The organism is Verrucosispora sp. WMMA2121 (assembly GCF_027460185.1).
Taxonomy (GTDB): Bacteria; Actinomycetota; Actinomycetes; order Mycobacteriales; family Micromonosporaceae; genus Micromonospora; species Micromonospora palythoicola.
Genome location: NZ_JAPZBH010000006.1, coordinates 1,969,264 through 1,992,081, shown reverse-complemented (window position 1 = coordinate 1,992,081; position 22,818 = coordinate 1,969,264). Strand labels below are relative to the sequence as shown.

The following is a 22,818-nucleotide window of genomic DNA, read 5'->3' as shown; positions in this document are numbered from 1 at the left end:
CGGGGTGACGCCGACCGGCGTCACCCCGTGTCGTGGCCGTGGTCGGCTGGACGCCACCGTCGGCGTACCCCTCGGGGCACCACCGCCGCCGCCAGCACGACGGCGGCGACGAGCGGCAGGCCCGCGCCGGTGAGCAGCAGTGCCCGGTTCCGGGCGTCGCGTCGACGGTCCTGCTGCGCCAGCAGCGCCGGATCGGGCCGGTCGTCGGCCAGCCCGGTCACCGGTCGCGCGTGCTTCGGCACCGCCCCGGTCTCGGTCACCGCCCGGTACGGATTGAGCACCCCCGCGCCGTATCCGTCGCCGGGGGCCGGATCGGCGGTGGCGACGATCCGCCGAGCCACCTCCAGGGCGCCGAGGTCGGGGCGGTACTGGCGCAGCAGGGCGGCGGTGGCGGCGACGAAGGGTGCCGCGTAGCTGGTGCCGGCGGCACTGCGGTGACCGCCCCCGGGCGCGGCGACCAGCACGTCGAGACCGGGAGCGACGAGATCCACGTGCGTGCCGGTCTGCGAGAAGTCGGCCCGCCGCCCGTCCGCGCCGACCGCGCCGACCCCGAGCACCCCGTCGTAGGTGGCCGGGTAGGGGCGTCGTTGGCCATCGGGGGATCCGTTGCCGGCGGCAGCCACCACGACCACGTCCCGGCTGAGCGCGTACCCGACCGCGGCGCGGACCGCGGAATGGTCGGCGTAGAGCACCACGGAGAGGTTGACCACGGTGGCGCCCTGGTCGACCGCCCAGCGGATGGCCCGGCCGAGATCCCGGGGCGTCGCGGTGCGTCCCGTCCCTCGCCCGTCCACGACCTGCTGTTCACTGACCCGGATCGGCAGGATCCGGGCCTTGGGTGCGAGCCCCTGGAAGGCCGTCCCGTCGCTGGGCGCCGCGGCGATGATGCTCGCCACGCCGGTGCCGTGCCCGACACAGTCCAGGCCGCCGTCGCCGCCGGCATCGAGCAGGTCGGTCCCGGCGAGCACCCGCCCGGCGAGTTGCGGATGCGCTCGGTCCACGCCCGAGTCGACCACCGCCACGGTCACTCCGGAGCCGGTGGCCAGTCGGTCGAGCCGGTCCGGGGCGTACCGTTGCTGCGCCCAGGGGGCCGCGGAGGTCGGTCGGGCCGGAGCCGGTGGCGAAGCGCAGGCCGGCGCGGCGCGGGCCGGGGTCATCGCGACGGCCGTCATCGGGCTGGCCAGCAATACTGCGGCCAGACCCGTCCGAAGGAGGCCAGGGGGGCGCCGATCACCTCGCCGGCGCACACCGCGCGTCCGGTACATCGACTGCCTCCGTATCGTGTCGACACCGGAACGGGATGTTATCGGTTGCTGGTGAACCGGGCGGGCCACCGATGGCCTGAGATTGTGATCTTGCAATCACCTTGTAGGTTGTACCCGACACCTATGGCTGTGCCCGGGAGGAGGGGTGGCCGTGACCGACTGGGAGCCGGCCACCGGGGCCGAGGCGGCGATGCGAGACGCGCTGCACGGCAATGACCAGCAGCTTTACTTCCGGATCTTGTCCGGTGTCGAGCTGCTGCTGCCGGTCTCCGCACAGGCGGCCGCGGGGCGGACTCCGGTTGGCTGGGGCACGTGGACAACCGGCGGCCGGACGCACGTGCTGGCGTTCACCTCCGCCGAGGCGATGCGGGCCTGCCTCGGTGAGCACGCCGGGCCCAGCCGACGCACCGGATACGCGGAACTCGCCGCGAGCTGGCCGAACCACGAGTGGTGGCTGGCGGTGAACCCGGGCCTGCCCATCGAGGGCTACCTGCCCGCCTGGTACGTCTCCCAGCTGTCCCGAGGCGATGTCCGGCTACCCGGCCGTACGGTGGGTGCCCGCGCCCGGCTGGAACGTGTGGAGGCGCTGAACCGGGCCCGCGACGCCGCCTCGGCGTCATCCGCCCCGGCCACGCCGAACCCACCCGCCCCGGCAACGCCGAACCCACCCGCCCCACCGCGATCGCCGGGTCCGGTCCGACCGACACAGCTCTCCCCGGCACCACCGGTGGTGCCGGCGGCCTTCCACCTTCCCGAGGTGCCGCCAGCGACGTCGAGCACGGTCGCCCGCCCCCGCCCGGACCTCGCCGACCGGTCACCCGGCACCGCTGCCCGCCCGGCACCGGCCGACAGCAGCGGGATGGGACGTGCCGACGCCCAGCGGCCCGGTGGTCTGGGTGCTGCCCGACCCGACGGCCCCGGCACCGTGGGCGGCGCCTCGCCACGGCGGCCGGCACCGGGCCGTACGGAGGAACCGACGTCGGGCGGGCCCGGATGGCCCACCGCGCCGGACCGGTCCGGTACGTCCACCAACGGCGATCCGGCCGGCTCCCAGCCGACGGGTCAGCGATCCTTCTTCGAGCCGGCGAACGGTCGCTCGCCGCATCGCGGTGACCGCCTTGTCGACCGGGCAGCACCACCGTCCCGGTTCCGGGGCGGTCAACCGTTCCCCCGCCGGGGACCGGCGGGCGAACAGCCTTCCGACGGGCCGACCCGCGCTTTCGTGTTCAGCGAGGACGACCAGGCCACCACCCGGACCCGTCCCGTCCCGCACGAGGAGACGACCCAGCCGCTGCCACCGCCCGACGGGCCGGTTCGGCCGCTGCGGGTGAGCACCCCCGCCGGTTGGGCGGCTCCGGGTGGCGGCGATCCGACCGCCGGTGGCGGCGACCCGACCGAGGCGCTGCCCCGTCGTCAGCCGGAGGAGGAACAACCGACCTCGGCGGCCGAGCCGGTCTCCGCTCCGCCCGCGCCGCGCCGCGGCTTTACCCCGATCGTCATAGAGGGCACCATCATCGAGGCCCGGGACCTCACCCTCAGCAACGGACACGCAGGTCAGCCTGGCGGGCCAACCGGCGGTGGGGACCGGTCCGCGACCGGGGTGGGTGCGGCGTCGGTTCGTCCGGCAGCGGAGGACGCGAAGGTGGCGGGCCGACCGGATCCGACGGTCGCCGATCCCGAGCCGACGGCTGTCGATCCCCAGCGGGTGGCTGTCGATCCCGAGCCGACGGTACGCTTCCCGGCCCCCCGGCCGGAGCCGACGGTGGCGGCAGCGGAGCCGACGGAGGCGGTGCCGGCAGCACCGCCCGAGCCGACCGTCCCGGTCCAGACGGTGACGCCCGAGTCGACGGTCGCCGCCCCGACGGCCGCTCCGGCGCCACCGCGCCAGGACCAGACGGACGCCGGCGTCGCAGTGGCGGCGCCGGCCGCCCGCCCGCCCGGCCCGGCTGTGCAGAGCCCGTCGCTGTTCACGCCGGTGTCCGGGACGCCGTCCGCGGCGTCCGAGTCCTCGGCTCCGACGCCCACGTCCGGTGCGCCCATCGCGCCCACGTCCGGTGGGCCGACCGCGCCCACGTCCGGTGCGCCCACCGCGCCCGCCGGTCCGCCATTCCAACCTGCCAACGAGGTGGAGGAGGACCTGTACGGTGCCGCGGAGGCCGGCAGCACGGACACCTTCCTGTCCACATTGCTGTTGGCCCGGGTTCTTCTGCCGGTGGCGGCCGACTCCGCCCCTGGTAGCCGTCCCGGCGATCCGGGCTTCGTCTGGCCGGCCGTGCAGTTGGACGGGCAGACCTTCGTGGTGGCCTACACCTCTCCGCAGCGCCTCGCCGACCACACCGATCCGGCGGCCGAGACGGTCCAGGTCCGCTTCGTCCAGCTCATCCGGAAGTGGCCCGACCTCTCCTGGTCGTTCGCCGTCAACCCGGGCACCCCGGTGGGTGCGAAACTGCCCGGTGAGCAGATCGTCGGGCTGGCCAACTGGGCCGCCGAGCTCGGCCTCGGCGACGACGCCGAGGGTGAGCCCGAGCCGAACGTCGAGGCCCCCGCACCGGCGAGCAGCCCACGGCAGGCGGCGCCGGCGGGTGACCTGACCCGGCCGATCGTGATGCAGAAGGCGATCGCACCCAGCCAACTCGGCTACTACCTGGAACGGGGCTACGACCGGGTCTCCGGGTTCGTCCACCGGGCGAGCGAGCTGGCGCATCTCACCACCCCGGCCGCCCTCTACCAGGCGCTCGGCCTCAACCACCCCGAGTCGCCCTTCGCACCGGACGCCGAACAGATCTACGTGCTCCGTTGGCCGGCGTACCGGCCGAGCCTGTACCGCATCCCGTACGGCGGGCAGAACGAGGCGGCCATGCGGGCGATGGAGGGTTGGGTCATCGAACGGCCACCGTTCCGCGGCAACGGCTTCGCCCCCGGTGAGGGCAGCGACGTGCTGGCCGAGTTCAAGGTGGACAGTGTCCGGCTGCCGCACGGCGCTCAACTGGTCCGTATCGACGCTGCGGGCACCGAGCGACCCGTCGCCGTGCTCGACGCCGACACGCTCTCCTGGCGCGAGGTCGGTGAGCGGTGATGCGCGACGGCTATGTGGCGCGCTGGCGCGGGCGGGAGTTCCCGGCCAGCCCGGACGGCGGCGAGGTCCGGCTGTACCAGCCGGAGGCGACCGAGGGTTTCACCGAGGTATGCCCCGGCCGGCACGTCCGGGTCGTACCGGCCGGCGAGATCGAGGAACTGGTGTACGTCCGTACCACCTGCACCTGGAAGGGGCAGCCGTTCATCGTGCTGGCCAAGCACGACGGGTGGCTGCGGGTCGAGTACACCGGTGGCCGGTGGCCGGTCGCGCAGGCGATGCGGCTGGAGGCCTTCGACTTCGGTGTCTACCAGGGATGGGCCCCGGTCGGCGAGGTCACCGACGTCCGCGAGCAGCGGGTCTGAGGCCGCCGAGCGGGCTCAGGACTTCGCCCAGCGGAGGACCTCGCCGAGCACCAGTTCCGGCATCTCCAGGTGGGGAAAGTGCCCGACCTCGTCGAGCAGCCGCCACTCGTACGGCGCGCTGACGTAGCGCCCGGAGCCCTGGGCGGTACGCGGCAACGCCGCCACGTCCCGCGCCCCGTGCAGTTGCAGGGTGGGCGCGGCGAGCGGTCGCTGCATCAGCTTCACGAACCGGTAGCCGTGCAGCCGCAGTACCGACCGGAACGCCCACCGGTAGCCCTCCAGCGCGCAGAAGGCGGCCTGCGGGATCCGCATGCCCTCCCGGTAGCGCCGTGCGTAGTCGGCGAAGTCCGCGCCGGTGACCCAGCGGTGCCCGCCCCAGCGGCGCAGGATCTCCTCCACCGCGCGGCCGTTGTCGCGGGTGAGGAGGTGTTCGTACCGGGGCAGCTGGAATCGCAGCGCCGGGGTCGACGCGGCGAACTGACCGCGTGGGTCGGCGAAGATGGCGGCCCGTAGCCGCAGCGGATGCGGGGCGCCGAGCACCACCAGGCGCCGCACCAGGTTGGGGTGGAACGACGCCGCGGTCCAGGCGATCATGCCGCCGGCGCCGGTGCCGACCAGGGTGGCCGAGCGCTCGCCGAGCGCCCGGATCAGGCCGGCGACGTCGGCCGCGAGGGTGTAGCCGTCGTACCCCCGGGGTGGTTTGTCGCTGGCGCCGTAGCCCCGCAGGTCCATCGCGACGGCGCGGAAACCGGCGTCGGCGACCGCCGGCAGCATCCGGTGCCAGGCCCACCAGTGTTCGGGAAAGCCGTGCAGGAAGAGCACCATCGGCCCGGTACCGGCCTCCACGACGTGGAAGCGGCTGCCGTTGGCACCCACGAACCGGTGCGTCCACGGCCCCTCGGTGAGTACGCAGGACTCGTCGACGGCCTCGTCACGCTGCTCGGTCATGCCCGACAGCCTAGGGCCCCGATGCCGCTCGCCTGGCCGGTGCCGTCGCCGCGGTGGCCCGGCCGATCCGACACGACGGCGCCGACGGTCAACCGACCTGGCTCATCTTGAGGATGCTGACCGGGATTCCGGGGCCGCAGTCCACCTCGGCAGTCGCCGGGGCGGTGGTCACCCGGACCCAGGTGCCGGTGGCGAAGGTGCCCTTGTCGGTGCCGTGCAGCGCGTACTCCCGGCCGTCGTCGGTGACCAGGGTGTAGCAGGGCCCGCTGCCACCCCGACTGAGCCGGCCGGCCAGGACATTGGCCTTGCGTAGCTCGGTGGGATGGCTCGGTGGTGCGGTCGGCTTGCCGATCAGCGGCGGTTCGGTGGGCGACCGGGTTCCGCCGGTGCGCCCGACGGGAGGCTGCCCGGTGGCACTGTCGGCGGTGGTGTCGCCCGCCCCGGTGGGGTCGGCTGTCGCGGTGGGTCGCTGGTCGGCGGTCACGGTGCCTCCGTCCGGCTCGCCGCACCCGGCGAGGGCCAGCAGCGCGACGAGGCCGGCCGCCGAAGCTCGGGTACGGATCGTGGTGGGCACGTGGGTATGACGTGAGCGGCGACGCGACGGTTCCCCTCCGGTCGTGGCCGGTGCGGAAAGGGGTGGTGCCCCGGGCAGCTGACCTGCCCGGGGCACCACGTCGTCGGTCTGCCGGATCAGGAGAAGCGGACCTTGGTGTAGATCCCGTTCTGCTTCAACACCTTGATCTTGGTGCCGGTGGCCGGGAGCTTCACGCCGTGGTTCGGCAGCTCCGGGAACCAGTACTTCTTGGTGTCGTCGAACAGCGGCTGCGCGGCCTGCCCCCGGATGTACTGCGGCTGGCTGTTGAGGTGCAGCGTGAACGAATCCGCCTTCTTGAGACTGAACGGCGCGTCGTAGACCTGGATGCGGGCCCGCCAGGGCTGCCCGGTCAGGTTGTAGATCGGCCGCGGGTGGGCGTCGATGATCATGTTCCGGCCCTCGCCCGGGTGCGCGAACGTGTCGTTGTCCGCCCACCGGGTGTTCCAGTACGAGATCAGCAGCCCCTCCTGGTACGCGTAGTGGTCCACGTAGTCCGGCTTGGTGTTCTGGTACCCGAAGAAGTACGGGCCGGTCTTGAGGTACCTGTCGTACGAGATGTACTGCCGGGTGCCGGCGATGTAGTAGTTCGCGAAGCTCCGCGTGTACGTCGCCTCGACCACCTCGAACCCGCCGGCCAACGTCCAGCCGTCCCCGTCGGACTCCGCACCGTCGGTGAAGACGGTCTCGCCGTCGGCGGTGAGGGTGACCGCGTCACCGAAGAAGCCGCCCTCGGAGACACCGCCGTCGGTCTGGTAACGCAACCGGAACGCGACGCTGTCCCCGGCCACCTGGTCCAGCGGAATCTCGATGTCGACCCACTCGTCGTCGGAGCTGCCGTCCAGCGCGAACCGGCCGGGGGAGATCTCCTTCAACGGTTCGCCGTCGACCGTGCCGTTCTGCGACGTCCAGGTCTGCCCGCCGTCGACCGAGGTCTCGAAGAACAGGTAGTCGTAGTCCGCCTCGATGCTGTAGCGGCCCTTCATCGACAGCGTCGCCGTCGACTTACCGGTCAGGTCGAACGTGCGGGTCATGGTGCTGTTGAGGTCGTCCGCGTTGCCGGAGAAGAACTGCTTGTCACCCTCGAACGGCGCGCCGTTGTCGAAGGTGTACTCCCGCTCGGGCAGCACCACCACGGCGGCCTGGGCCTGCTTGGTGTTGTACTCCTGCGGGCCGAGGGTCAGCGTCCGCTTCTGCCCGGCCACGATCACCTCGTAGTCGAGCCAACCGAGCTGGAGCTTGTTCCAGGCGCCGAGGTCGCCGCCGCGCTCGCCGATGCCACCGTCGTGCTTGGCGCCGAGGCGGCTCTGGGCCATCAGCGTCCAGTGCTCGTTGTTGTTGTCGCCGCCGCTGATGACGTTGTAGTCGTCCGGCAGGCCGAGGTCGTGGGCGTACTCGTGGTAGAAGACGCTGCGACCGCCGTTCTCCGGCTGGATGGTGTAGTCGCCGATCCAGACGCCGGTGTCGCCGATCTGGGTACCGCCCGCCGGGAAGTTCGACGGCCCGGTGCGACCCTGGTCGGAGGCGTACGCGTACCAGCGGTGGCTCCAGATGGCGTCCTCGCCCTGGATCGGGTCGCCGTCGGCCATGTCGCCACCGGCGTGCACGATCTGGAAGTGGTCGATGTAGCCGTCCGGCTCGTTGAAGTCGCCGTCACCGTCGTGGTCGTAGCGGTCCCACTCGTCCATCGCCCGCACGTCGGCGGCGATCTCCTCGTCGGTCCGCCCGGCCGCCTTCTGGTCCGCGACCCACTGGTTGGCGGCGTCGCGCACCAGCGCCCAGACGTTGTTGCAGACGATCCCCTCGCAGGGGTAGCCGCTGGAGCGGCCGTAGCGCGCCTCGTTGTACTGGACCTTCACCCAGTCGGTGACCACGCCGTCGACGCTGTACCGGCCGGAGGACTGGGCCTCGTAGTACTGCTTGACCGACTCGTCACCGGGCTCGGTGCCGAAGTAGAGCGTCCGGTAGTGGTCGGCGTCGTAGTCCGGCTGCCAGACGGTGGAGTTGTCCACCGACCGGTCCGGCTCGGGGATCTCGTTGTGCAGCGGACCGTCGAACTTCGTCGGGCCGGGGATGTCCGGGTCGGTGTCCTGGTCCGGGTAGTTCGGGTGCCGGTCGTTGCCGAACTCGGCGAGGATCACGAAGATCTGGTCGGTCTGTTCCCGGGACAGCTCGACGTACTGCTTCTCGGTGGGGCCTCGGCCGCGCTTGGTGGTCTTGGCGTTGCGACCGGCCGCACCGCCGCGGGCGGCCCGCTCACCGACCTTGACCACCGTGCTGCCGTTGATCCGTTCGGCCTTGGCTCGGCCCGAGAGCACCTCACTGAGGCCCTCCTGGCGCAGGGCGCGGCGCTTGGCCTCAAGCGGGTTCGGCAGGTCGTGTTCGGCGTGGGCGGGCTCCGCGATGGACGGGGCGGCCGCCGGGTTCTCCGGCTGTGGCGCGGCGGCGGCGGATGTGCCGACCGTCAGTCCTGTCGCCGTCAAGGAGAGCCCGAGCAGACCCACTGCGACTTTCCGCACGTGGTACCTCCGGATTGAGGGAACCGACCCGTCGGGGGTTGCGGGTCGGTGAAAGAGGCCCCCGTGAATGGGGCCAGTGGTGAACCTAGGCACTCCCGAGGCTGGTGAGAAGAGTTGTGGCCAAAATTTGTTGCACCTTTTTGTTGGTAGGCGTTTTCACTGTCACATCCCGACCCCGGTTGACGTGCGGGAACATGACGAAGGTGGCGGTCCGATGCCGGACCGCCACCCTTTCCTTTCGGGCGTACGCCTGTCGTCAGTCCTCGTCGGACTTGCCGCCGCTCATGCCGGAGGCGATCAGGTCCATCACTGAGGAATCCTGCAACGTGGTCACGTCGCCCAGCGACCGGTTCTCCGCCACGTCCCGCAGCAACCGGCGCATGATCTTCCCGGACCTGGTCTTCGGCAACTCCGGCACCAGCATGATCTGCCGGGGCTTGGCGATCGGGCCGAGCGTCCTCGCCACGTGGTTGCGCAGATCGGCGATGAGCTGCTCACCGGCCTCGCCGGAGATCTCGGTGCTGCCCCGGGGGATGGCGAACGCGACGATCGCCTGCCCGGTGGTCGGGTCGGTGGCGCCGACCACGGCCGCCTCCGCCACCGACGGGTGCGACACCAGCGCCGACTCCACCTCGGTGGTGGAGATGTTGTGCCCCGACACCAGCATCACGTCGTCGACCCGGCCGAGCAGCCAGACGTGCCCGTCGTCGTCCTTCTTCGCGCCGTCACCGGCGAAGTAGATCCACGGGCCGTCGCCACCGGCCCCCGCGCCGAACCGCGACCAGTACGTCTCGATGAACCGGTTGTCGTCTCCCCAGATGGTGCGCAGCATCGACGGCCACGGCTCGCGCAGCACGAGGTAACCGCCACCGCCATTGGGCACCGACTGACCCTGGTCGTCCACCACGTCCGCGACGATGCCCGGCAGCGGAGTCATCGCCGAGCCCGGCTTGGCGGCGGTCACCCCGGGCAGCGGTGAGATCATCATGCTGCCGGTCTCGGTCTGCCACCAGGTGTCCACGATGGGCAGCTCGCCCCGCCCCACGTGCTGCCTGTACCACATCCAGGCCTCGGGGTTGATCGGCTCGCCGACACTACCGAGCAGCCGCAGCGAGGAGAGGTCGTACTCGGCCGGAATCTCCTCGCCCCACTTCATCATGGTGCGGATCAACGTCGGTGCCGTGTAGAGGATGGTCACCCCGTACCGGTCGACGATCTCCCAGAAGCGGCCCTTGTGCGGGGTGTCCGGGGTCCCCTCGTACATCACCTGGGTCACCCCGTTGGCGAGCGGGCCGTAGACGATGTAGGAGTGACCGGTCACCCAGCCGATGTCCGCCGTGCACCAGTAGACGTCGGAGTCCGGCTTCAGGTCGAAGACCGCGTACGAGGTGTACGCCGCCTGGGTCAGGTAACCGCCGGTGGTGTGCAGGATGCCCTTCGGGCGGGCGGTGGTGCCGCTGGTGTAGAGGATGAACAACGGGTGCTCGGAGTCGAACGGCTGCGGGGTGTGCTCGGCCGACGCCTGCTCCACCGTCTCGTGCCACCAGTGGTCCCGGCCGGACCAGCCGACCTCCTCGCCGGTGCGCCGGACCACCAGGACGTGCTCGACCGACGGGCAGTTCGCCACCGCCTCGTCGACGGTCGGCTTGAGCGCGGACGGCTTGCCGCGCCGGTACCCGCCGTCGGCGGTGATGACGACCTTCGCCGAGGCGTCCTGGATCCGGTTGGTGAGCGCGTCGGCGGAGAAGCCGCCGAAGACCACACTGTGCGTGGCGCCGATCCGGGCACAGGCCAGCATCGCGACCGCGGCCTCCGGGATCATCGGCAGGTAGATCGCCACCCGGTCACCGGCGGTCACCCCGAGGTCGGTGAGCGCGTTCGCCGCCTGGCAGGTCATCCGGTGCAGGTCGGCGTAGGTGATGGTGCGGCTGTCGCCGGGCTCGCCCTCCCAGTGGATCGCCACCTTGTCGCCCCGGCCAGCCTCCACGTGCCGGTCGAGACAGTTGTAGGCCACGTTCAACTGCCCGCCGACGAACCACTTCGCGAACGGCGGCCGGGACCAGTCCAGCACCTCGTCCCACTGCCTGGTCCACGCCAGCCGGGACGCCTGGCGCTCCCAGAAGGCGAGCCGGTCGGCCGCCGCCTCGGCGTACGCGTCCGCGGTGACGTTGGCGTCGGCGGCGAGTTCGGCCGGCGGCGGGAACTGGCGCGTCTCGTTCAGCAGATTGGCCAATGCCTCGCTCATGCCGGCACTCCGCTTCGCTCCGTGCCGCCATGAGGCACCAGCGCGCCGCGTTGATGATTCGCTCGCTGACGCTCGCTCATGCGGTGACTCCTCGTCGTTCGGGTGACCTGGGTCTCTCCCGGGCAGGTTAGTCGCGGCGGCCGAGCGAGGCGACCGATCCCCGACGCGCCCGTCGCTCAACGGCCCCTCCGACGCGCCGAGGTGCAGGGCAGGTCGACTCCTCACGGCCGGCACGGGGTGGCGGGGATCGCGTTGCCGGTGACTCGCGCCCGGGACGACAGGCATCGTCGCTAACGTGTCGGGGTGACCGCCGATCCGCTCGCGCCGCTGCTCGACCTCGCCGACATCGCCGCCGCCGTGGAGCGGGCCCGCGACCGGTTCGACCAGGCACTGGGCCACCGGGCGCTGCGGCGCCACGGCGGCCAGGTCGCCGCCGAGGTGAGCCTGCGCTCCGCGGTGGCCAGCGCCGGGCTGGAGGGCCACCACCACGAGCGGGAGACGGTACGCGCCGGCACCGTCACCGAACCGGTGCTCCAGGGTGCGCTGCGGGTGGCCGGCGCCCTGCCCGGGCTCAGTGAACTCTGGCCGAAGGCCCCCCGGCAGGTGCTGGCGAAGCTGCACGTGCTCGCCGCCCGCGAGGTGGTCGCCGAGACCGCGCTGGGCCGCCCGGTCGACGATCCGGTGGTGGCCGCCCGGCTCGACGCCCTGGCCGCCCTGGTGGCCGGCGGCACCCGGGTCACTCCGCTCGTGCTGGCCGCGGTCGTACACGGTGAACTGCTCAACCTGCGCCCGTTCGCCGGCCCGTCGGGCGTGGTCGCCCGGGGCGCGGCCCGTCTCGTGCTGCTCTCCACCGGATTCGACCCACGCGGCCTGCTCGCCGTCGATGTCGGGCACCGGGAACGCGAACCGGAGTACGTGGGCGCGGCCGGTGCCTTCGCCACCGGCACCCCGGACGGACTGCGATCCTGGCTCCGCCACTACATGTCGGCCGTCGAGGTGGGCGCCGACCAGCTCACCGCGATCGGCGACGAGATCCTGGCCGCCTGAGCGCGTACCGACGATCCGTCCGCTGGTGGTGCCGCTGGCCGTGCCTGCCGGGGTATGGCCTCCTGGCTTCGGCGTCGCCTGTCGGGGTGCGGCCTCCTGGCTTCGGCGTCGCCTGTCGGGGTGCGGCCTCCTGGCTTCGGCGTCGCCTGTCGGGGTGCGGCCTCCTGGCTTTGGCGTCGGTAGGGGAGCCCGAGGGTGCGCGGTCAGGCCGGCGAGGCGGAGGCGCGGGTGCGGCGATGCCGGCCGTACCAGGCGATGCCGATGGCCACCCCGACACCGACGCCGAGCGCCGCCGCGGCGACCGGCACGGCGGGCCGCTCGCGCAGTCGCCGGCCCAGCGGCACCGGGTGCCGGAACTCGAGCACCGGCCAGGCGTTCTCGACGGCCAGCCGGCGCAGCTGCCGGTCCGGGTTGACCACCGACGGATGCCCCACGCACTCCAGCAAGGGGCGATCACTGTACGAGTCGGAGTAGGCGTACGAGTCGGCCAGGTCGTAGTCCCGGGCGGTGGCGAGTTCGCTGACCGCCTCGACCTTGCTGGGACCGGCGGCGTAGAACTCGACCTCGCCGCTGTACCGGCCGTCGACCACGCCCATCCGGGTGGCGATCACGTCGGTCACCCCGAGCAGCGCGCCGATGGGGCGCACCATCTCCTCGCCCGAGGCGGAAACCAGCACCACGTCCCGGCCGGCGGCCTGATGCTCCTCGATCAGCGCGGCGGCCTCCGCGTACACGTAAGGGTTGATCAGTTCGTGCAGCGTCTCCGCGACGATCTGACGGACCTGCTCCACCGGCCACCCCTTGCACAGGGTGGCGAGATAGTCACGGGTCCGGGCCATGGTCTGCTCGTCGGTGCCGCCCAGCCGGAACATCAGCTGCGCGTACGCCGACTTGACCACGTCACGCCGAGTGATCAGGCCGTCCCGGTAGAACGGCCTGCCAAACGCCAAGGCGCTCGACTTGGCGATGACGGTCTTGTCCAGATCGAAGAAAGCGGCACTTCGGCCCACGGCGCGAAAGTCTAGCCCGATGGTCTATCGTCGGCGGGTGCCCGGGGGCTGAAGAGCGCTCGGGCCTGCGGGCCGACCCCCACCCGCCTGCGAACAGTGACCGTGGTCACACCCAGCGAACAGGATTTCGCAGGGAGTGGAGGCTACACCACTCGACGTACACAGGTCCGCTCAGGCAGACTTGGTTACAGCACAGGCATTCATATCTCGTACAACCGGCAGACTCTCGGCGGTTGCACCCCCCGTGACCGCTGAGCGGGTTCGGCTCGACCCCCCCGGAGCCGAACCTCCGACGACCCCCGTCTCCCCCCGACGGGGGTCGTCCCTTTCCCTCCCGTCGCGGCCCAGGTAAAGCCGTGTCTGTCGAGTGGCATACCCTCGCGAAGCTGTCGCACGGGGAGGTGCCATGAGCAGAACGATTGGCCATCACGCCGCCGGTGCCTTTGTCGCCTGGTTGGTGTTCGTGGCGCAGACGCCCGTCATCTATGCCGGACTGCTCGTCTACGCGGCCAGCACCACTGGGGATCTGGGCGGGCCGCTCGCCGGGCCGGTACTGTGCGCTTCGATGGCGTGTCTGGGCATCGCCCTGGTGCCGCTGCTGTTCGTGCCGGCGGGCTGGACCGGTGAGATCGCCTCGAGAGGCGGACGGCTGTCCGTGAAGTTGCTTGTCTCGTTCGCCGTCGCCGCAGTGCTGGCGATGCTCTACGTGGCCGGCATCGCGGTACTTACCGACAAGCCGACGGTTGCCGGCACGTTGCTGGCGTGCGGGGGCGGCGCGGGTGCTGTGCTTGGTCCTACTGCGGCCTATGTCCTGGTCGCCCAGCGCAGGCTGAAGACGGTTCGGTCTAGCCCAGCGTCACCGCAGTAGCCCGGACTGGTTCCGTCAACGCGGGTGGTAGACGACCGCGCGGCTCACACCCCAGACCGGGCGGACCGAGGCGGCGATACGGCCACGGTCATCGAGGTCGACGACCTCGCCCGCCGTACTGATCCCGGCGAGGCTGAGGTCGTGCAGCACGCCGCGCCGCCACAGCGCCGGGCGTTCGCTTCCGTCGGTGGCCTGGGAACTGGCCAGGATCTCGCCACGGTTGTTGATTGCCCGCAGCCGGGTGAAGCTGCCGCCGAGGGTACCGACGTCCAGGGCGCGTCCGTGTCGCCAGAGGATGCCGCGTTCGGACTGCTCCGCCGAGAACTGCCAGCCAATGATCCAGCCACGGTCGTTGAGGGCGTACGTGTTGCTGCGGTTGAAGGGGCCAGCGCCGAGGTCGGTGACCCGGCCACGGTGCCACCGGGCGGCGTGGAAGCCGGTTGGCACGGACACCCCGCCGGCGACCTGGCCGCGCTCGTTGATGTCGGACACGTCGTCGAGAGGCAATGGCCGGGGACGGCGGTTCGTCCACAGGACAGGGCCGGCGTCGGTGTGGCCCACGACCTGGCCGCGGTCGTTGATCGCCACGGGCCGGCCGGACTGGCCGCCCAGCGGCCGCAGCACGCCGCGATGCCAGACGTACGCGCCGGAGCCGTCGTCGCGGACGCCGACGACCTGACCCCGGTCGTTGACGTCGGTCGGGCTGAAGTCGCCGAGATTGATCATCCGGCCGTTGCGCCAGAGGAATCCGCGGTAGACGCCGTCCGCGCCCTGGGCCCGGCCGACCACGTCACCGCGGTCGTTCATGGCGGTGGCGTAGCTGCTGTCGCCGCCGAGTGTGCCGAGGTCCACCGCGCGGTAGTCGGTGCGGGCTGGGGACACGGCGGCTGTAGGTGCGGCGGTCAGGGCGGCCGTGAGCAGTGCTGTGGCGAGGATGGATGGCATGGGACGGCTCCCTCCGGAGCGTGGCCGGCGAAAGGTGCGCCAAGCGTAGGCGCGTCCCGCCGCTCCGCCATGGTGCTGTCACCCAGCGGACAGCCTCACCGGGCGCTACGCATGGCAGTCGGTCGCACCAGGGTCACCTGATCACGGCTCGGCCGGAGGTACGCGTCGGTTCGAAGCAGACCAGGGCGCGACCACGCCGGTCGGTCACCACCCAGGGATGACCGACGTACGTGTGCTGCCGGTACGACTCATCCGGGTGCAGCACGGCGTACTGCCTCCGGTGCCCGCGGTGGTCCAGCCAGTACACGATCACCGATCGTGAGCGGAGGTTGACGAACTCGATGCTCGTCTCGCTGCCGCCGCTGACCGAGCGCAGACCATGTTCCCGCCACGCCGGTAGCGGGGTCAGCTGCGCCGGCTCGGGCGGTCGGGTGGTCGGTGGCGGGCCTGCCGACCGGCTCGGCGTGGGGGTCGGTCGGGCACTCGGCCTGGGCGGCACGGTCGGTGAGGCAGGACGGGTGGCCGACGGGACCGGTGTCGCCCGCCGGCTGAGTTGCGGCCGGGAGGAGGAGACCCCGCCGACGGACGACGAGGCTGCCGGTGCGGATGGCGACAGCGCATCGGCGGAGGCGACACCCTCCAGACTGGATCCCGGGCCGCCTGGCTGCGGTGGGATCCAGTCCGACGGCACGTCCGGCGCCGCGACGGTCGGGGGTTCGGCCGCCGGCCAGAGCGTGGTGACCAGGAGACCGAGCACGGCGGCGGCGAGGCCAGCGAGCATCAGCCGGTGCGACATTCGGCCGGAAGCGCGGCGGGCGGGTTCGAAGGCGACGGTCGGTTCGCGTACGGGCGGGGGTTCGGTGACCGGTCGGCCGTCGCCTGCGACCGGTGCCGGCGGCAGTGCGCGCGGAACCGGACGCGCCGACAGTTGCCTGGCGCGGGAACGCGGGTCGAACAGCCAGGGGCCGACCCGCAGCCTCGGCTCGACACGGGGCTGTTCGTGATCTGGCGACTGAGTCATGACCTCGATCCGGCGAGCAATGCCGTTCGGCCGACGGCACAGGACGTCGATTATGCGTGGTGCGCGTCACGTCCCGCCATGGGTGGTGCGGGTCGAGACAGGTGCGATGGCGGCCCGTCCGTATAACAGATCAACGACCGTTGTGGGCGTTGTCCACAGAACGCTTCGTTGTCCACAGGACCGCCGTCCGGGGCGGCAGCCGGGGTGGCCGTGGCGGCAGGGTTCGACCCAGTGAACCCGCGCCGACCGCCTGGAGGCCGCGATGCCATCCCGTACCTCCGTCCCGCCGGACCGGCGCCTGCCGCTGGTCGTCACCTCGGACGGTGACCTGCTCGACGACCTGCTTCGGCTCGCTGCCGCGGGCGGCGTCGAGGTGGAGGTCGCCGCCGATCCGGCGGCCGCCCGCACCCGCTGGCGGCCGTCCCCGTTGGTCCTCGTCGGCAGCGACCAGGCACAGCCCTGCCTGCGGGCGCGGCTACCCCGACGAAGCCGACTCGTCCTGGTGGGACGGTCCGGCGACGTCGAGTCCGGCTGGCAGGTGGCCGAGCTGCTCGGCGCAGAACACGTCGCCGTGTTGCCGGCGGCCGAGCCGTGGCTGGTGGACCGGTTCGCCGACTGCGTCAGCGACGGCGGGGCCCCGGCGCACGCCCGGATGGTCGCGGTGGTCGGTGGTCGGGGTGGCGCCGGTGCCAGCATCCTCGCCGGTGGACTCGCCGTCACCGCCGCCCGGGCACGGCTGCGTACCCTCCTGCTCGACGCCGATCCGCTCGGCGGTGGCCTGGATCTCGTGCTCGGCTGGGAGCAGCTGGAAGGGCTGCGCTGGCCGGCGCTGACCGGTGCCGACGGACGGGTCGACGCACCGGCCCTGGTCCGCGCGTTGCCCAGCCGGGGCGATCTGGTGGTGCTCTCCTGGGACCGTGGCGACCTGATCGCGGTGCCGGCCGAGGCGGTGGCCGCCACCCTGGACGCCGCCCGGCGGAGCCGGGACCTCGTGGTGGTCGACCTGCCCCGGCAACTCGACGACGCCGCGGTGACTGCGCTTCAGGCCACCGACCGCGCGTTCGTGGTCGTACCCGCCGAACTGCGGGCGACCGCTGCCGCGGCCCGGGTGGTCACGGCGGTCGCCCCGCACTGTCGTGACCTGTCGGTCATCGTCCGGGGGCCCGCTCCCGGCCGGCTGCGGGCAACCGAGGTGGCCAGAGCACTCGGCCTGCCGCTGGCCGGCTCGCTACGGCCCGAACCGGGGCTGTGCCGTGGGCTGGAGCGGGGTGAAGCCCCGGCGGCCGGTGGGCGCGGCCCGCTGGCCGAGCTCTGCCAGCGGATCGTCACCGAACTCACCGGACAGCCTGCGGCGGGTGCGGCATGACCGGGGAGAACCTCGCGGCCCGGGTACGGCAGCGGATCGCCGCGACGACCGCGCCGGTGACCCCGGCCGCGATCGTCTCCGCGGTACGCGCCGAGCCCGACGCCGCCGTGCTCGGTGACAACGCCCTGCTGCGGATCGCCGACCGGGTCCGTGACGACCTGGTGGGCGCGGGCCCGCTCGCCGTGCTGCTGGCCGACCCCGAGGTGACCGACGTACTGGTCAACGGGGCGCGGGTGTGGGTCGACCGGGGGCAGGGTCTGCACCAGGTACCGGTGCCGGTGGGCACGCCCGACGACGTCCGTCGACTCGCGCAGCGGCTCGCGGCCGGAGCCGGTCGTCGGCTGGACGACGGTTATCCGTGCGTCGACGCCCGGCTGGCCGACGGTACGCGGCTGCACGCGGTGCTACCGCCGGTGGCGACCGACGGGCCCTACCTGTCGCTGCGTACCTTCCGGCAGCGGCCGTTCACCCTCGACGAACTCGTGACCCAGGGCGCGGTGGCCCGGCCGGTGGCGCCGGTGCTCGCCGCCGTGGTGGCGGCCCGGCTCGCCTATCTGGTGATCGGCGGCACCGGCTCCGGCAAGACGACCCTGTTGAACACGTTGCTCGGTCTGGTGCCGACGACCGAGCGGATCGTGCTGGTCGAGGACGCCGCCGAGTTGCGACCGGTGCACCCGCACGTGGTGGGCCTGCAGACACGAACGGCCAACGTGGAGGGCTCGGGTGCCGTCGGCCTGAGCGAGCTGGTCCGGCAGGCGCTGCGGATGCGACCGGACCGGCTGGTGGTCGGCGAGTGCCGGGGCGCGGAGGTGGTCGACCTGCTGGCCGCCCTGAACACCGGTCACGAGGGCGGGGCGGGGACGCTGCACGCCAACACTCCGTCGGACGTACCGGCCCGGTTGGAGGCGCTCGGGCTGCTCGGCGGGTTGCCCCGTCCGGCGCTGCACGCCCAGGTGGCGGCGGCGCTTCAGGTGGTGTTCCAGATTCGCCGTACCCCGCAGGGCCGCATGCTGGACTCCATCTGCCTGCTGTTGCCGGAAGGACCCGAGCGGCTGGTCACCGCGGTCCCCGCGTGGATTCGTGGTCGGGGGATCGGGCTGGCGGCCCGGGCGCTCGGCACGCTGATCCGCAACCGCGACGTGCCGGTGCCGCCGATTCTGTGCGAGCCCTGGCCCGCGTCGGCGGTGTCGTCATGAGTGGCGCGTGGTGGTGGGCGATGTCGGTGTTGCCGGTCCTTGTCGCCCTGACCCACCGGATGCGCGGGCGACGTGCCCTGTCCGGGTCCGGGGACGGCGGGAAGGCGGCCGACGATCCGCTGGTCGCGTGGATCGTCGCCCTGCGTGAGGCGGGTGGTCACCGGGACGGCGAGAGCCTGCGTGGCCGGGGTTGGCGCAGCCCGGAGCCGACCGGTGTCGGGTGGCCGGCGACAACGGAGGCGGCGCCTGCGTGGCGTGCAGCTCAGCCGTCGAGGCCAGCGGGGTCCCCGATCGGCTGGCCCAGGTCAGGGCCGCCAACAGTACCGACCCCCTCCCGTCCGCCGGGGCCGCGCGGAAGTCGGCGGCCGGGGCGGCCCGGTGGTGTAGCCGGTGCTGTCGTACCGGGAGGGGCATCCGCCGTCGCGGAGCGGACGGCACGGGGAACCGGCATACGGCTGTCGGACGAGGATCAGACCGCCAGCGGCGACATCGACCACCGTCACCAGACCGGCCACCACGATCAGACCGGCCACCACGATCAGACCGGCCATCGGGTACCGGCCGACCTGCGAATACCGCTCGAGCATCGCGCGCAGACCGATCAGCGGGCACCTCGGGCGACGCGACCGGCGGCGTCAGTGGCGACACCGCGGCTAGTTCTGGTGCTGACCTGCCTGTTCGGCGCGGGGATCGGTCAGTTGCTGGCCGGTCCGGTGGCGGCGGTGGCCCTGGCCGGCTACGGCGTACTGGGTGTGCGGGCGATGCGCCGCCGGGTGACCCAGGGCCGGGCCGTCCGCGACCGCCGGGAGCGGCTGGATCAGTTGTGCGCCCTGGCCGGGGACCTGCGGGTGGGTCTGCCGGTGCCGGTGGCCGCGCAGGTGCTGACGAACTCGCTGTCGGGCATCACGCCGGCGGCCCACCCGGTCGCGCCGGGTGAGACCGTCGCCGACGACTGCCGGCCCGTCGGGTCCGAGCAGCTACCGCGTCCGGCCATGCCCGGTCCCGCCGAGGATCGGCTCGGGCGACTGGCCGGGGCCGCGGTACGGCTGGCCGAGCGTACGGGGGCGCCCCTGGCCGATCTGGTGGAGCGGATCGAGGCCGACGCCCGGTCGACGGACCGAGGGCTGGCGGCGGCCACGGCCCAGGCGTCGGGTGCCCGGGCGACCGCCTGGTTGCTGGCCGCCCTGCCGCTGGGCGGGATCGGCCTCGGCTACGGCATCGGGGTGGATCCCCTCCAGGTGCTGCTGCACACTCCGGTCGGTGGTGCGTGCGCGGTCGCCGCCGTGGGCCTTCAGGTGATCGGCTTGCTCTGGGCGGAGCGACTCTCGGCCACCTCCGCCGGGAGCAGCTGATGTCCGGGACGCAGCTGGTCGCCGGCGGTCTGGCCGGCGTCGTACTGGTCGCTGGGCTCGCGGTCGGCCGGTACCGGCCCCGACGCCGGCTGCGTCGGCTGTCCGGACAGTCGAGGTCCGGCCGGGTGGGTCAGCGGTTCCGGCGGTCGTTGCCCGGGTGGACGACGTCCCGCGGAGGGAGACCGGCCGCCCAGCGCGACGGGTCACCTGACGAAGCCTCGGCACCGGCCTCGACGACCCCGTCGCGGGATACGAATCGGTGGGGACTGGACGTCGTCCGGCTGGCCGCCGGGCTGTCCGGCCTGGCGGCGGCGGTGCTGATCGAGGGCTGGGCCGGACCGGTGGCGGCGCTGCCCACGGCGGTGCTGCTCGACCGGCTGCTCCGCCGGATCGAGCCGCCGACCGTGCGTCGTCGCCGGCTGCGTGCCACCGCCGACCTACCGCTCGCCGCTGACCTGCTGGCGGCGGCGCTGCGGGCAGGGGCACCCGTGGAACGCTCGCTGCTCGCCGTGGCCGACGCGCTGGGCGGGCCGCTGGGCCGACAACTCGCCCGGGTCGGCCGGACGCTGCAACTCGGCGGTGGGCCCCACGAGGCGTGGGCACATCTGGCGGAGGTGCCGGGCGCGCACCGGGTGGCCACCGCCGCGATCCGCTCGGCGAGCAGTGGCGCCGCCCTGGCCGGGGCGCTCACCCGGCTCGCCGACGACCTGCGAGCTGATCGCGCCGTCGCGCTCGAGGCGGCTGCGCGCCGTGCCGGCGTGCTGATCGTGCTGCCGCTGGGCCTGTGCTTTCTGCCGGCCTTCATTCTCGCCGGTCTGGTGCCGGTGATCGTCGCTGTCCTCGGCGACGTGCTGTGAAACCCAACGAGAAAGGACGAACACGTGCGCAGAATCCTCGCCCGCCTTCGCGGGGACGCCGGAATGAACACCGCGGAGTACGCGGTCGGAACGCTCGCCGCGGTGGCCTTCGGCGGCGTCCTGCTCAAGGTGCTGACCTCCGACGGTGTGCAGTCCGCGTTGACGGCCGTCATCGACCGGGCCCTGAAGTGACCCGGCGCCGGCCGGCCGGCCACGACCGGGGATCGTTCACGGCCGAGATGGCGGCCGGCCTGCCGGCGCTGGTGCTGCTCCTGCTCACCGGGCTGACCACGATCAACGCGGTGAGCACCAAGGCGGCGTGCCTGGACGCGGCCCGGGAGGCGGCGCTCGCCGCCTCCCGGGGTGAGCCGGGCGCCACCGCCGGCCGCCGGCAGGCCCCGGCCGGTGCCGAGGTGGTCGTCGTCTCGGACGGCGACCTCGTCCGGGTGACGGTCCGCGCCTCCGTCCGCGCCCTCGGCGCCGACCTGCCCGCGATCAGCGTCGTGGCCACGGCGGTCGCGGCGGTCGAACCGGGTGCGCCGGAGCCACACCCGTGAGCGCCGTCGCAGCTCGCCCGGCCGCCGCCCCCCAGGGACGCGGCCTGCGTTCCCGTGGACCGTGTGCCGGGTGGAAGCTACCGCTCGGCAGGAAGCCGGGCGGGCCGGCCCGGCGGGGAAGTCCGGGCGCGGGGGCGCTGAGTGGTTTCGGCCGTTGGTGCGGCCGGTTCGCGCCACGGACCGGTCTGCCGGCCCGCCGGCCACCGGCTACCTTGCCGCCCAGTCCATCGCCCCGCTGGTGGTGGCCGGCGGCCCGGGGTGGTGAGCGGGGTGGAGCCACGATCTGCCTGCTGGGGGTGGGGTTGTTGTTCGTCGTGGCGGGCCTGTTCGGTGCGGGGGTGGGAGCCGCCCGGGTGGCGCGTCAGCAGGCGCTGGTGGCCGCCGATCTCGGTGCCCTCGCGGGTGCGGCACGGGTCCTTCAGGACGCGCCGGTGGCGTGCGCCCGGGCGGCGGAGCTGGTCGCCGCGAACGCTGCCCGGCTGGTGTGGTGCCGGATCGACGGGCTGGACGTGCTGGTCACCACGGAGGTGATGGTGAGCCCGTTGCCGGGAATGACCCGGACTGCCAGGGCCACCAGCCGGGCCGGCCCGCTGCGCGGCTGACCGGGTACCGGCCGCGAGCGGTTGGGGCGGTGGTGGGCCGGCCCGCTCGGCGTGGTGGTCGAGCGGGCCGGCCCGGGGCCAGATGGATCGCCGAGGTCAGGATCGGCGTCAGCGGCCCTGCAGGGCGTCGAGGGCGACGGCCATGGCGATCACCAGGCGACGGTCGATCTGCGGGTTCTGGATCTCGACGACGTACCGGTCGCGCAGACCCCACTTCTTGACCACCGAGAAGACGGGCTGCCCGTCCGCGACGAAGTCGAAGTGGTACGGCAGCCAGGACAGCGACTCGACGAAACGGCGCAGCAGTGCCACCGGCATGCTGCGCTCCTGGCCGGTGACGTTGGGCAGACCGCCCTGCTCGACGTGCCAGGTCGAGCGGAGCAGGGACTGCGCGAAGTCCTTCCGGAACAGGCCGATCGGGTTGCCGGCGTGGTCGGTGACGTCGTACGTGGCACCGAGGTCCAGGCGCTGGCGTGCCTTGAAGCCGAGCAGCGGCTGCTGCTTGGACTCGTCGGTGTAGATCGTCACCTGCTCCTTGAAGGCGAGCCGCTTCTGCTGGGCGAACGCCAGCAGCCCGCCCTCGGAACCGTCCGGCGCGACGCTGTGCACCTCGTACTGGTTGACCATGAACCGCACCCGCTGACGGATGTGGAACTGCTGCTGGGCCTGCAAGCTGTCGAGCTGCATGAGAACTCCTCGATTGTGGTGCGCCGGAGTGTCGCACAGTCGGACAACGGCTGCGTGCAGGGTCCGCCGGTCAGCGGACGCCGTCCACGCCCGACCGGTGCGTCATGGTGGTCAACAGCAGATGGATGGTGCGCAGACGTTCGTTGATCTGATCCAGCCGTTCGGCCTGGGCCAGGGTGGCGAGCGCGGTCCCCAGCGCGATCTGCTGGTTGACGTCGAGCTTCTCCTGATCGATGGTGTAGAGCAGGTCGACGGTCTCGGCGATGGTGTCGGCCACGGCCTCTCCTCCATGCTGGCACTGAC

At 72.7% G+C, this 22,818-nt stretch carries 21 protein-coding genes and 1 pseudogene; 11 read left to right on the top strand and 11 right to left on the bottom strand.

Annotation, left to right across the window (positions count from 1 at the left end; all coding sequences use genetic code 11):
• Window positions 1–20 precede the first annotated feature (20 nt).
• Complete coding sequence (gene mycP / locus O7605_RS17950) at window positions 21–1,172, bottom strand: type VII secretion-associated serine protease mycosin (RefSeq protein ID WP_269740245.1); 1,152 nt, start codon at window positions 1,170–1,172, stop codon at window positions 21–23.
• 244 nt (window positions 1,173–1,416) lie between these two features.
• Between mycP and O7605_RS17945 the strand changes: the two genes are divergently transcribed.
• Together O7605_RS17945 and O7605_RS17940 are read left to right on the top strand one after the other, a co-directional pair.
• Window positions 1,417–4,341, top strand: coding sequence for an SseB family protein (locus O7605_RS17945; protein ID WP_269740244.1), 2,925 nt, complete (start codon window positions 1,417–1,419; stop codon window positions 4,339–4,341).
• Entirely contained in the window at window positions 4,338–4,703 is a 366-nt protein-coding gene (locus O7605_RS17940) for a hypothetical protein (RefSeq protein WP_269740243.1), read from the top strand. Before O7605_RS17945 ends, O7605_RS17940 begins: the two co-directional genes overlap by 4 nt.
• Window positions 4,704–4,718: 15 nt before the next feature.
• Here the strand turns inward: O7605_RS17940 and O7605_RS17935 are convergent, their stop codons facing one another.
• The 4 genes from O7605_RS17935 to acs all read right to left on the bottom strand — a co-directional run bounded on the left by O7605_RS17935 (window position 4,719) and on the right by acs (window position 11,007).
• On the bottom strand, window positions 4,719–5,651 hold the full coding sequence (locus tag O7605_RS17935) for an alpha/beta fold hydrolase (RefSeq protein WP_269740242.1): 933 nt from the start codon (window positions 5,649–5,651) through the stop codon (window positions 4,719–4,721).
• An 88-nt stretch (window positions 5,652–5,739) separates the two neighbouring features.
• A complete protein-coding gene (locus O7605_RS17930) occupies window positions 5,740–6,225 on the bottom strand; it encodes a DUF5818 domain-containing protein (protein ID WP_269740241.1) in 486 nt (161 codons plus the stop codon).
• Window positions 6,226–6,341: 116 nt separating this feature from the next.
• Window positions 6,342–8,747 (bottom strand): immune inhibitor A domain-containing protein, encoded by a 2,406-nt coding sequence (locus tag O7605_RS17925; RefSeq protein WP_269742673.1) that lies wholly within the window; start codon window positions 8,745–8,747, stop codon window positions 6,342–6,344.
• A gap of 271 nt (window positions 8,748–9,018) precedes the next feature.
• Window positions 9,019–11,007, bottom strand: coding sequence for an acetate--CoA ligase (acs, locus tag O7605_RS17920; RefSeq protein WP_269740240.1), 1,989 nt, complete (start codon window positions 11,005–11,007; stop codon window positions 9,019–9,021).
• Between the two features lie 303 nt (window positions 11,008–11,310).
• Between acs and O7605_RS17915 the strand changes: the two genes are divergently transcribed.
• Window positions 11,311–12,054: an oxidoreductase gene (locus O7605_RS17915; protein ID WP_269740239.1), complete on the top strand. Its 744-nt coding sequence runs from the start codon at window positions 11,311–11,313 to the stop codon at window positions 12,052–12,054.
• A gap of 203 nt (window positions 12,055–12,257) precedes the next feature.
• Here the strand turns inward: O7605_RS17915 and O7605_RS17910 are convergent, their stop codons facing one another.
• Window positions 12,258–13,064, bottom strand: coding sequence for an HAD family hydrolase (locus O7605_RS17910; protein WP_164446469.1), 807 nt, complete (start codon window positions 13,062–13,064; stop codon window positions 12,258–12,260).
• 406 nt (window positions 13,065–13,470) lie between these two features.
• On the opposite strand from O7605_RS17910, the gene O7605_RS17905 reads away from it, so the two are divergent.
• Window positions 13,471–13,932 (top strand): hypothetical protein, encoded by a 462-nt coding sequence (locus tag O7605_RS17905; protein WP_269740238.1) that lies wholly within the window; start codon window positions 13,471–13,473, stop codon window positions 13,930–13,932.
• Window positions 13,933–13,947: 15 nt separating this feature from the next.
• On the opposite strand, the gene O7605_RS17900 is transcribed toward O7605_RS17905, so the two are convergent.
• Window positions 13,948–14,877 (bottom strand): hypothetical protein, encoded by a 930-nt coding sequence (locus O7605_RS17900; RefSeq protein WP_269740237.1) that lies wholly within the window; start codon window positions 14,875–14,877, stop codon window positions 13,948–13,950.
• Window positions 14,878–15,010: 133 nt separating this feature from the next.
• Entirely contained in the window at window positions 15,011–15,898 is an 888-nt protein-coding gene (locus O7605_RS17895; RefSeq protein ID WP_269740236.1) for a VHL beta domain-containing protein, read from the bottom strand.
• Window positions 15,899–16,160: 262 nt separating this feature from the next.
• Here O7605_RS17895 and ssd point away from each other — a divergent pair, with 262 nt between their 5' ends.
• Both ssd and O7605_RS17885 read left to right on the top strand, forming a co-directional pair.
• A complete protein-coding gene (ssd, locus tag O7605_RS17890; protein ID WP_269740235.1) occupies window positions 16,161–17,264 on the top strand; it encodes a septum site-determining protein Ssd in 1,104 nt (367 codons plus the stop codon).
• Window positions 17,261–18,460 (top strand): TadA family conjugal transfer-associated ATPase, encoded by a 1,200-nt coding sequence (locus O7605_RS17885; RefSeq protein WP_269740234.1) that lies wholly within the window; start codon window positions 17,261–17,263, stop codon window positions 18,458–18,460. Before ssd ends, O7605_RS17885 begins: the two co-directional genes overlap by 4 nt.
• Window positions 18,461–18,765: 305 nt before the next feature.
• On the opposite strand, the gene O7605_RS17880 is transcribed toward O7605_RS17885, so the two are convergent.
• Window positions 18,766–19,047 carry a hypothetical protein gene (locus O7605_RS17880; protein ID WP_269740233.1) on the bottom strand — a complete coding sequence of 94 codons (282 nt, stop codon included), beginning with the start codon at window positions 19,045–19,047 and terminating at the stop codon, window positions 18,766–18,768.
• A gap of 432 nt (window positions 19,048–19,479) precedes the next feature.
• On the opposite strand from O7605_RS17880, the pseudogene O7605_RS17875 reads away from it, so the two are divergent.
• The 5 genes and pseudogenes from O7605_RS17875 to O7605_RS17855 form a co-directional block, all read left to right on the top strand.
• Window positions 19,480–19,812, top strand: a pseudogene (locus tag O7605_RS17875) (type II secretion system F family protein); the annotation flags it as partial.
• Window positions 19,813–19,961: 149 nt separating this feature from the next.
• Window positions 19,962–20,669, top strand: a complete 708-nt coding sequence (locus tag O7605_RS17870) for a type II secretion system F family protein (protein WP_443083991.1) — start codon at window positions 19,962–19,964, stop codon at window positions 20,667–20,669.
• A gap of 63 nt (window positions 20,670–20,732) precedes the next feature.
• A complete protein-coding gene (locus O7605_RS17865) occupies window positions 20,733–20,861 on the top strand; it encodes a DUF4244 domain-containing protein (protein WP_205808979.1) in 129 nt (42 codons plus the stop codon).
• Window positions 20,858–21,226: a TadE family type IV pilus minor pilin gene (locus tag O7605_RS17860; protein ID WP_269740232.1), complete on the top strand. Its 369-nt coding sequence runs from the start codon at window positions 20,858–20,860 to the stop codon at window positions 21,224–21,226. Before O7605_RS17865 ends, O7605_RS17860 begins: the two co-directional genes overlap by 4 nt.
• Window positions 21,227–21,438: 212 nt before the next feature.
• Window positions 21,439–21,828, top strand: a complete 390-nt coding sequence (locus O7605_RS17855) for an Rv3654c family TadE-like protein (protein ID WP_269740231.1) — start codon at window positions 21,439–21,441, stop codon at window positions 21,826–21,828.
• Window positions 21,829–21,936: 108 nt separating this feature from the next.
• On the opposite strand, the gene O7605_RS17850 is transcribed toward O7605_RS17855, so the two are convergent.
• Window positions 21,937–22,515 carry a hypothetical protein gene (locus O7605_RS17850; RefSeq protein ID WP_269740230.1) on the bottom strand — a complete coding sequence of 193 codons (579 nt, stop codon included), beginning with the start codon at window positions 22,513–22,515 and terminating at the stop codon, window positions 21,937–21,939.
• 70 nt (window positions 22,516–22,585) lie between these two features.
• A complete protein-coding gene (locus tag O7605_RS17845) occupies window positions 22,586–22,792 on the bottom strand; it encodes a hypothetical protein (RefSeq protein ID WP_164446462.1) in 207 nt (68 codons plus the stop codon).
• Between the last annotated feature and the right edge of the window lie 26 nt (window positions 22,793–22,818).